Genomic DNA, 8,407 nt, shown 5'->3' with positions numbered 1-8,407 from the left:
TCCGAAGGAGGAGGAGACGAAATGGAATGTTTTGGTTTTTTTACTTCCTGAATTTTATTTCTTATTTCTCTCTTCTAATACCAATTATTAATATATTATGCCCCAATAGCAATCACATTCCATTCAGTCAAAAACCGAGTAGTTTGTCTCGCTGGAAGCGTCTCAAGGTATGTGAACAACTTTGCTACGAAGCTTCCAACGTGACAAATAGTACGAGTGATTTTAACTAAACTGAACTATAAAACAAATTAACTGCTCTAACTTTTCACTTTTACCCGCTCACTTCTCACCTCTTTCCTTAAATAACTCCCATTTTTTTCATTAGGAACGTAGCGCTTTTATTTTTGCAAATACCGTCACGGAGTTTGTAATCAAAATGCAATTCATCATTTTCAATTTCGACTTCAAAGCATTTGTTGGTGAGAATATCCGGATACTCATTTGTAGTCAGGCAAACTTCAATGTCATGTGTCGCAATGGCGCCAATGGCTTTATGGGCAATCACTTTCTTAACGACTTCTATGGTTCCGTTTCTTTTATCATCCGAATTAGTTCCCCTGAGGATTTCATCCAGTAATACAAAAGCGGCATTTCCTTCTAATTCATCCATAATCTGTTTTAAGCGCTTTATTTCCGCGAAAAAATAAGATTCACTGTCTGACAGGGAATCAGACAAACGCATCGAAACCAACACCGGTAAAGGATGTACATTGGCTTGGTTCGCACAAACCACCGATCCCATACCCGATAAAACCATATTTATTCCCAAACTACGTAGAAACGTACTTTTACCCGACATGTTCGACCCAGTCAATATCATAAAAGACTGAGGATGAAAAGCTACCTCATTCCCTACCCTAGTATTGGCATTCAATAAGGGATGGCTCAACTCCGAGAAGTCGATTTTAAATTCGGTATTTAAAGTAGGATAAACAAACTCGCTATTGTTGTAGGCAAAATTAGCCAAGCTATTCAGCATTTCAAATTCACCAATAACGTCCATCCAGTCTTCTAATGCTTCAGCATGCTCTTTTTTCCATTTTAATAAATGTTTCAAAACATGCACATTAAATAGAAAGGTGCCGTTGAATAGCGAAGCAGTAACCAGATTGGCGATACTATCCATTTTAGAAAATAACTCTGATAATTTTTGGAAATGATGACTTGCATTTTCTGTTTTAAATTTCAGTCTCTGTTGCAAATCCATCAACTTTGGAGAATGAAAAGATTCCTCTTCAATTTTTTTAAGCAATAAACCATATTGACTGATTACCTTATCGATATCTTCGGCATTGGCAATTTCGATTTGAATGCGTTTAAAAAACGCCCCCATAATCACCAAATTCAATACAAACACATAGGATAAATAAGATAGTAAAACAGTTTCATTAGTAACTATATACGAAATAAGAATCCCCAGAAAAAGCAACGGCGTACCGTAAGAAAGTACAATTGCTCCTTTGGATAATGGTGCGCTCTGAAATTTACTCCATTTCATCAATGCTTCATAACTGGCTTTAGAATCCTGGCTTATTTGTGCCAAAGCCAAGAAATTCTGGCGCCAGTCTAACTTTTGGGAAAGCTCTTTAACAGCCGTTTGATTTCTAATGATTTCCTCATTTGAGGATAATGTAAGTAATTGATTGGCTAACTTTTTCTTTCCGATAAAAGTAGCGGTTCTATTTAGGTTTTGGAACAAAGAATGCTCTCCAAAAATATCCAAATCATACGCATAGGGATGATGAAAATCATTAAATTCTTGTCCGTTTTCAAATGGAATGATTTTTTTCTCCAAATAGGATATTTCATTTTCATTAATTCCCACCAGAGCCGAGTTTATCTTTTTTTCGAAAAGCAACTTGGAATGAATTCGCATTAAGACTATAAAGCCTGCAAAAAATAAAACAGCGGAAACTATAAAAATAATTTCGCTGCTTTTTATGTAATAATAAAGAGATCCTAAAAAAATAACAACAGACAACAGTCTAAATAGACTGATTGTATTGTATTTTTTGTTGATTTTGGTTAATTCTTGTGAATAGCTTTTACTCTTAGTACTGTATGAATCCATATTTCGATTTAATTGAAATACAAATATAGGTCTCCAGCAATAAATAAACTATTAGAATCAAGAACAATATAACAACACTCTAAACTTAGTCTTCCAAAGGAATTGCCAAAATGGGAACATCAAAATTATTGGCGAATTTCTTAGTCAGGCTGGGATGGAACAAGCCTTGAAAAAACGTTCTTTTGTAGGTCAGCATGGTTAGTATGTCAATTTCTTGATATAAGATAAAATCTAAAATGGTTTCTTTTACTTCGTCACTGTTTATGACAAAAAATTCTATTGGTTCCTCCTCGAAATCATGTTCCCATTTCTTAATTGTTTCTTTATCAACATCTGATTTGCTGGTTTTCACATACAGACATTTTACTTCCGCACCCGCCATTTTTGCCAATTTCACTATTTGTTTAAGCGCTTTTTTATCTTTAGGTCTAAATCGTGTCGTAAAACCAATGGTTTCTGTTTTTTTGTATTTTGCCTCTATTGGAATACAAAGTATCGGCACATCAACATCCGCTAAAACATTACCGGTGTTCGTACCAGAAAAAAACTCTGACCATCCCGAGGCGCCTTCGGTCCCCATAACCACGTAGTCTATTTTATCGTCCTTGATCGATTTGTTGATATTATAAAGCAAATTACCGTCCATCAGGCGGTGTGTCATTCTAATTTTATCCAGATGTCGCTCTTCTGCTATGGCGCGAAGTTTTGGAATTTCCTCCTTAAACATTTCGAATTGTGATAACTCTACTGATTCGTAGATAACCATGTAGTTTTCAGGAAAAAACTGATTGTCGAATACCGGCAATTCAAAGGCGTGCAATAACACTAGTTCGCCCTGCACTATTTTTGCAAATTCTAAAGCATGGACAAATGCATTGGTGGCAGCTTCAGAAAAATCAGTTGGGAATAGTATACGTTTCATTTTATAATGGTTTAAAGTGGTCGATTAGTCAAATTTATAATTAAAGTTACAATTATAACATGATAAATATCAGTAATTTACATTTATTTTAACAATAAAATGCGTTACTTTGATCAAGACAGGTACTTTTTTATATTTCTAAATTATTGAGGTACACAATGATACAATCAGCTGCTGTTTTCAAACCCGAATCATTGGCTAATCCACCCTTTTTCTTTAATCGATGTGAATGGCTAAAATAGGGATGTGAAATTCAGGATGCTCCTTTTTAGTATAGCTCGGTTGGAACAATCCCTTGAAAAAACCTCTTTTATACGTCAACATCGTCAGTACGTCAATGTTTTTATCCCCAATAAAATCTAAGACCGCCGTATTACTCTCCTCGCTTTCGACCATAAAAAACTCAATCGGCTGTCGTTTGAACTCTATTTTCCACTCCTCTATTGTTGCTGTTGAAACATCCGAATCACTCGTCTTCACATAGAGACACTTCACAGTGGCATTGATAAGTTTCGCAAAGTCTAAAACCGTGCTAATCGCTTTTTTATCTTTGTCTCTGTATCGGGTTGTAAAACCAATCGTTTTAATCGGTTTGTATTTGGCTCCCAAGGGCACACATAACACGGGAGCCGCTATCCCAATAATGACATCCCCGGAATTAGACCCCACAAAAACGGCATCCCAATCCGTGACACCGCTGGTTCCCATGACCACAAAGTCAATCTCATCCTCGGCAACACACTTTTTGATGTTTTCAATTAAATCGCCCTCCATTAAACGGTGTGTCATTTTTATCTTATCCAAATTGCAAGCTGTTGCAAAGGTATGTAATTTGGGAACTTCCTCTTTAAACATATCAAACTCCGTTAACTCTACCGTGTCATACACCATCTTGAAATTCTCGGGAAAAAACTGGTCGTCCATCGGCAGTACGGGGTAAGAATGCAATAAAATAAGTTCACCTTGAATTTTTTTCGCAAATGCCAATGCATGGCCAAAAGCGTTCGTGGCCGCTTCAGAAAAATCGGTTGGAAATAGAATACGTTTCATTTACTGTCAGTTTAAAGTGGTTACTGCAAAGAATACAAACCTAAAGTTACGGAATTAAAATCAAACAGGGAAGCCCCTCTTAAATTGACGTGTCGATTCCAAAAAGGCAATCTAATATGTAAATAGATACTTATTTAGATTTAGTACCTTTGTGGCCTAGAACCTAAAATTATGCTAAACAACGATTCGATAGTAGCCTTAGCGACCCCTTCCGGGGCTGGAGCTATTGCAGTCATCAGAATATCAGGAGCTGAAGCAATTACCATTGGAAACAGCGCATTTAAATCCATAAGGAACAAAGACTTACGCAAGCAAAAAACTCATACCCTCCATCTAGGGCACATCATGGATGACACAAAAACGCTGGACGAAGTATTAGTTTCTATTTTTAAAGGACCCAAATCCTACACAGGCGAAAATACGATTGAGATATCATGTCACGGCTCTACCTATATTCAACAGCAGATTATACAGCTGTTGCTTCGTAAAGGATGCCGTATGGCCCACCCGGGAGAGTTCACCCTGCGCGCCTTTCTGAACGGCAAACTTGATTTGTCGCAGGCAGAAGCTGTTGCAGATCTGATCTCCTCAGACAATGCAGCGTCACACCAGATTGCCATGCAGCAAATGCGTGGCGGTTTCTCTAACGAAATAGCCAAATTACGTGAGGAACTGTTAAATTTTGCCTCCCTGATAGAACTCGAACTCGACTTTGCCGAGGAAGACGTTGAATTTGCTGACAGAACCCAGTTCCACGAACTGCTGAAGAGAATCGAATTTGTCCTCAAACGACTCATCGATTCCTTTGCTGTAGGAAACGTGATCAAAAACGGAATTCCAGTCGCCATTGTGGGAGAACCCAATGTGGGGAAATCGACACTGTTGAATGCTTTATTAAACGAAGAACGAGCCATTGTTTCGGAGATTGCCGGAACGACCCGCGATACGATTGAAGATGAACTAGTCATTGGCGGAATCGGTTTTCGATTCATCGATACAGCAGGAATTCGTGAAACTCAGGATGTGGTAGAAAGTATCGGTATCCGTAAAACATTCGAAAAAATCGAACAGTCGCAGGTGGTTCTTTACCTGTTTGAAAGCTTAAAATTTAAAGTCCAAAGCTCTGAATACATACTGGAAATCGAAAAAGTCAAAAATCAATTCCCGCTAAAACCATTAGTGGTGGTGATTAATAAAACCGAATTATTGACCGATGCCGAAGTGGTAGAAATCAAAAACCAACTCCAGCCGCTGAACGTCGTTCTCGAAATGATCTCTGCCAAACAAAACATTGGTATCGAAGAATTAAAAAATCAATTACTCTCTTTTGTCAATACCGGAGCATTACGGAATAACGAAACAATTGTAACAAACACAAGACATTATGACTCTTTATTGAAAGCCTTAGAGGAAGTCACCAAAGTAAAATACGGGCTTGAAACCAACTTGCCTAGTGATTTAATGGCCATCGACATCAAGGAAGCCTTGTATCATTTTGGAATGATTACGGGACAGGTGACTAATGATGAATTATTAGGTAATATATTTGCTAATTTCTGTATTGGCAAATAGCACTACAAAAAAACACAAAACAAAACGTTGTAAACCCTCTAATTTAGAGGGTTTTTTGATTTTTACTGTTTTTAAATTATGTATTATTTTCTCTTATTTTGTGCTTATTTGTACCGATTTTGTACCTCGAATTGATAATTTTTATATATTTGAAAAATAGGGGCAAATTATGTCCCTTATTTACCCTTAATTACTCTAATGTAAACTTAAGTCTAATAATATGAGTTCAAACATCTCAATAACAAGAGTTTGCAATCACTGTAAAAACACTTTTACGGCACGTACTACAAAGACAAAATATTGTTCATTGAAGTGTAGCAGTAAAGCCTATAAAGTCAGACAAAAGAAAGGGAAAATTGAAGAGAGTAATAATGAAACATTTTTAAAAATCAACAAGGTTAAAGAACCTGTAAAAGACAAAGATTTTTTAACTGTAAAGGAAGCATCGCTCCTACTTAATATGTCAACTAAAACGCTTTACAGACTAATTGAAAGAAACGATATAAATGCATTTAATTTCTCTGAACGCAAAACCACCATTAGAAGAAAAGATATAGACTTCTATTTTGATGTAAACCTTAAAATGCTAGAGAAATCAAAACTCGATATTTTAGCCGACTATAGTTTTGAGAATTCTTATACGATGCAACAAATACAAGACAAGTTTAAAATTTCAAGTGGAGCATTATACAATATCATCATGAAATTTAAAATTCCTAAGAGGAAACATGGGAAATACACATTAGTCAAAAAAGAGCATATTGAAAAAATATTTATATAAAATAATATGAGTAAAGTAACATTAAGAAACAAAAAAATCACGGGTGGCAAGCTAAGTCATTATTTAGATTACTATCCGCCAATCCTTGACTCAAAAACTGGAAAGGAAACAAGACGTGAATTTCTTAGGATATATACATACGAAAATCCCAAGAGTGCTGAAGAGAAAAAACACAATACCCAGTCAATTGATTTAGCTGAAATTGTAAAAGCAAAGAGATTAGTACAGTTAAGAAATAGAGAATTTGGACTAAAGGATAACATTAACTTAAATGTAAACTTTATAACATTCTATGAATCGATTGTTGAAGATTATTTCAATACAGGAAGTAATTCTAATTATCAATCATGGAAAGCCTCTTTGAATCATTTTAAATTCTTGTATGGAGACAAAATAATGAGCCATCAGCTTAGCTCTAATCACGTCAAAAAGTATCGAGCGTATTTATTAACTGCAAAAACGATTAGAGGAAAGGCCGAAAAAAAACTATCCGTTAATACAGCTTCGTCCTATTTTAAGAACTTTATAGCTGTTTTAAAATTAGCCTTTAGCGAAAAAATAATTACCGAAAATTTAGCTGAAAAAGCGGAATATATAAAAGAACAAGAAACGCATCGACAATACCTTAACGAAGAAGAGCTTCGTCTTTTATGGAATACCGAAATAAAAATAGAAAAAGTAAAGCACATGGCATTTTTTTCAGCTTTAACGGGACTTCGTTTTGTCGATGTTAACAACTTAGATTGGAATGATGTTTTTAACGACAACCACCAGAATCATTACATTATTCTACGTGAGCAGAAAACTAAATCAATTCAAAATCACCCTATTTCAAAAATCGCTTATGAAATTTTGAAAAAACAAGATACTACAACTGGATTTATATTTGGAAAAATAGAATACCACCAAATAACCCGACCGTTGAAAGACTGGATTGAAAAATCAGCTATTAGAAAAAAGATATCTTATCACAACTTTCGACATAGCTATGCTACATTGCAATTGGCTAATGGAACGGACATTTACACAGTCTCAAAATTACTAGGACATAAGAACGTTTCCACTACCCAGATTTACACCAAAATACTAGACAAAAATAAAATTGAAGCCGCAAACCGAATTAATTTAGATTTAGATGGATTATCTTAAAGAACACAAAAACATTATACAAAAAAGAAGCTAATTCCGTAAAGAAATTTATAATTACTTTTTTACAAAATGAAAATGAAAAAGGAAGAAATACTGATAAAGCTATTTCAGATTTAGCTAATTTTTTTTATAAAGAGTATTTATCAAATAGCTTAATAGAAAAACACAAATTCTACTTTGATGGAATCATTAACGACCTAAGAATTCATAAATATAATTATGATAGTAAAAAGGTCGATAGTTTACTTAAAACGCTAGAGAATGAGGTCTATAAAAGTTTTATGGAAATCAAAGCAACCTTTTCTAAATTTAAATTAGAAGATTACGAAGTATTTGAAAAATTGACTTATGAAAGTTTTTTTTCTGAAATTTTTAAAATACACACTCTATCAAAAAGTTCAAGCTAGGTTAGAGAATTCTATTCCTCAATTGACAGAAGGCATAAAGCTTTTTTATGAACTAAATGACTACAATGATTTTAGTACTACTTATTTAATCGACGAAAGTGAAAAGATTACAGAATTACGAATCAGTAATATTTTTAAAAAACTTGGTCGAAAATTTGATTCAAAAAAAATAAGGAACAATACTAATGAAAAATCAATAATTGATAAAATAAAATACAACTTTTGATGAAAATAGAAAAGATATTACTACTTAATCTAGCTTTTTTTCTAGGGCGATAAAATTGAAAAACAAGAAAAATTAAAAATTAATTCTATTAATTGGAGAACTAACTGATTATAGTTTATTCGAAGGACTTGCAAAAAATAGTACTTTTACAAAAAAGTATCTGCAGGAATCGATCATTATGGGAAAAAAAATCAGGAAGTTTATCTCGATAGTATTTTGCTTAAAATTG

7 protein-coding genes are annotated in these 8,407 nt (G+C 34.4%); 4 read left to right on the top strand and 3 right to left on the bottom strand.

Features of this window, described 5'->3' with window-relative positions; all coding sequences use genetic code 11:
• Positions 1 to 298: 298 nt before the first annotated feature.
• The 3 genes from A3SG_RS0116475 to A3SG_RS0116465 all read right to left on the bottom strand — a co-directional run bounded on the left by A3SG_RS0116475 (position 299) and on the right by A3SG_RS0116465 (position 4,043).
• Complete coding sequence (locus A3SG_RS0116475; RefSeq protein WP_016991107.1) at positions 299 to 2,071, bottom strand: MutS-related protein; 1,773 nt, start codon at positions 2,069 to 2,071, stop codon at positions 299 to 301.
• Between the two features lie 85 nt (positions 2,072 to 2,156).
• Complete coding sequence (locus tag A3SG_RS0116470; RefSeq protein WP_016991106.1) at positions 2,157 to 2,993, bottom strand: universal stress protein; 837 nt, start codon at positions 2,991 to 2,993, stop codon at positions 2,157 to 2,159.
• A 216-nt stretch (positions 2,994 to 3,209) separates the two neighbouring features.
• On the bottom strand, positions 3,210 to 4,043 hold the full coding sequence (locus A3SG_RS0116465) for a universal stress protein (RefSeq protein WP_016991105.1): 834 nt from the start codon (positions 4,041 to 4,043) through the stop codon (positions 3,210 to 3,212).
• A 171-nt stretch (positions 4,044 to 4,214) separates the two neighbouring features.
• Here A3SG_RS0116465 and mnmE point away from each other — a divergent pair, with 171 nt between their 5' ends.
• The 4 genes from mnmE (at position 4,215) to A3SG_RS0116440 (ending at position 8,178) form a co-directional block, all read left to right on the top strand.
• Complete coding sequence (gene mnmE / locus A3SG_RS0116460) at positions 4,215 to 5,615, top strand: tRNA uridine-5-carboxymethylaminomethyl(34) synthesis GTPase MnmE (protein ID WP_016991104.1); 1,401 nt, start codon at positions 4,215 to 4,217, stop codon at positions 5,613 to 5,615.
• A gap of 220 nt (positions 5,616 to 5,835) precedes the next feature.
• Positions 5,836 to 6,396, top strand: coding sequence for a helix-turn-helix domain-containing protein (locus A3SG_RS0116450; RefSeq protein ID WP_029596870.1), 561 nt, complete (start codon positions 5,836 to 5,838; stop codon positions 6,394 to 6,396).
• 6 nt (positions 6,397 to 6,402) lie between these two features.
• Positions 6,403 to 7,545, top strand: a complete 1,143-nt coding sequence (locus tag A3SG_RS0116445; RefSeq protein WP_016991101.1) for a tyrosine-type recombinase/integrase — start codon at positions 6,403 to 6,405, stop codon at positions 7,543 to 7,545.
• 348 nt (positions 7,546 to 7,893) lie between these two features.
• Positions 7,894 to 8,178 carry a hypothetical protein gene (locus tag A3SG_RS0116440; RefSeq protein WP_016991100.1) on the top strand — a complete coding sequence of 95 codons (285 nt, stop codon included), beginning with the start codon at positions 7,894 to 7,896 and terminating at the stop codon, positions 8,176 to 8,178.
• The last annotated feature ends 229 nt before the right edge of the window (positions 8,179 to 8,407 follow it).

This window comes from Flavobacterium sp. ACAM 123, assembly GCF_000264055.1.
Classification (GTDB): Bacteria; Bacteroidota; Bacteroidia; order Flavobacteriales; family Flavobacteriaceae; genus Flavobacterium.
This window is presented reverse-complemented; position numbering and strand designations above follow the sequence as displayed.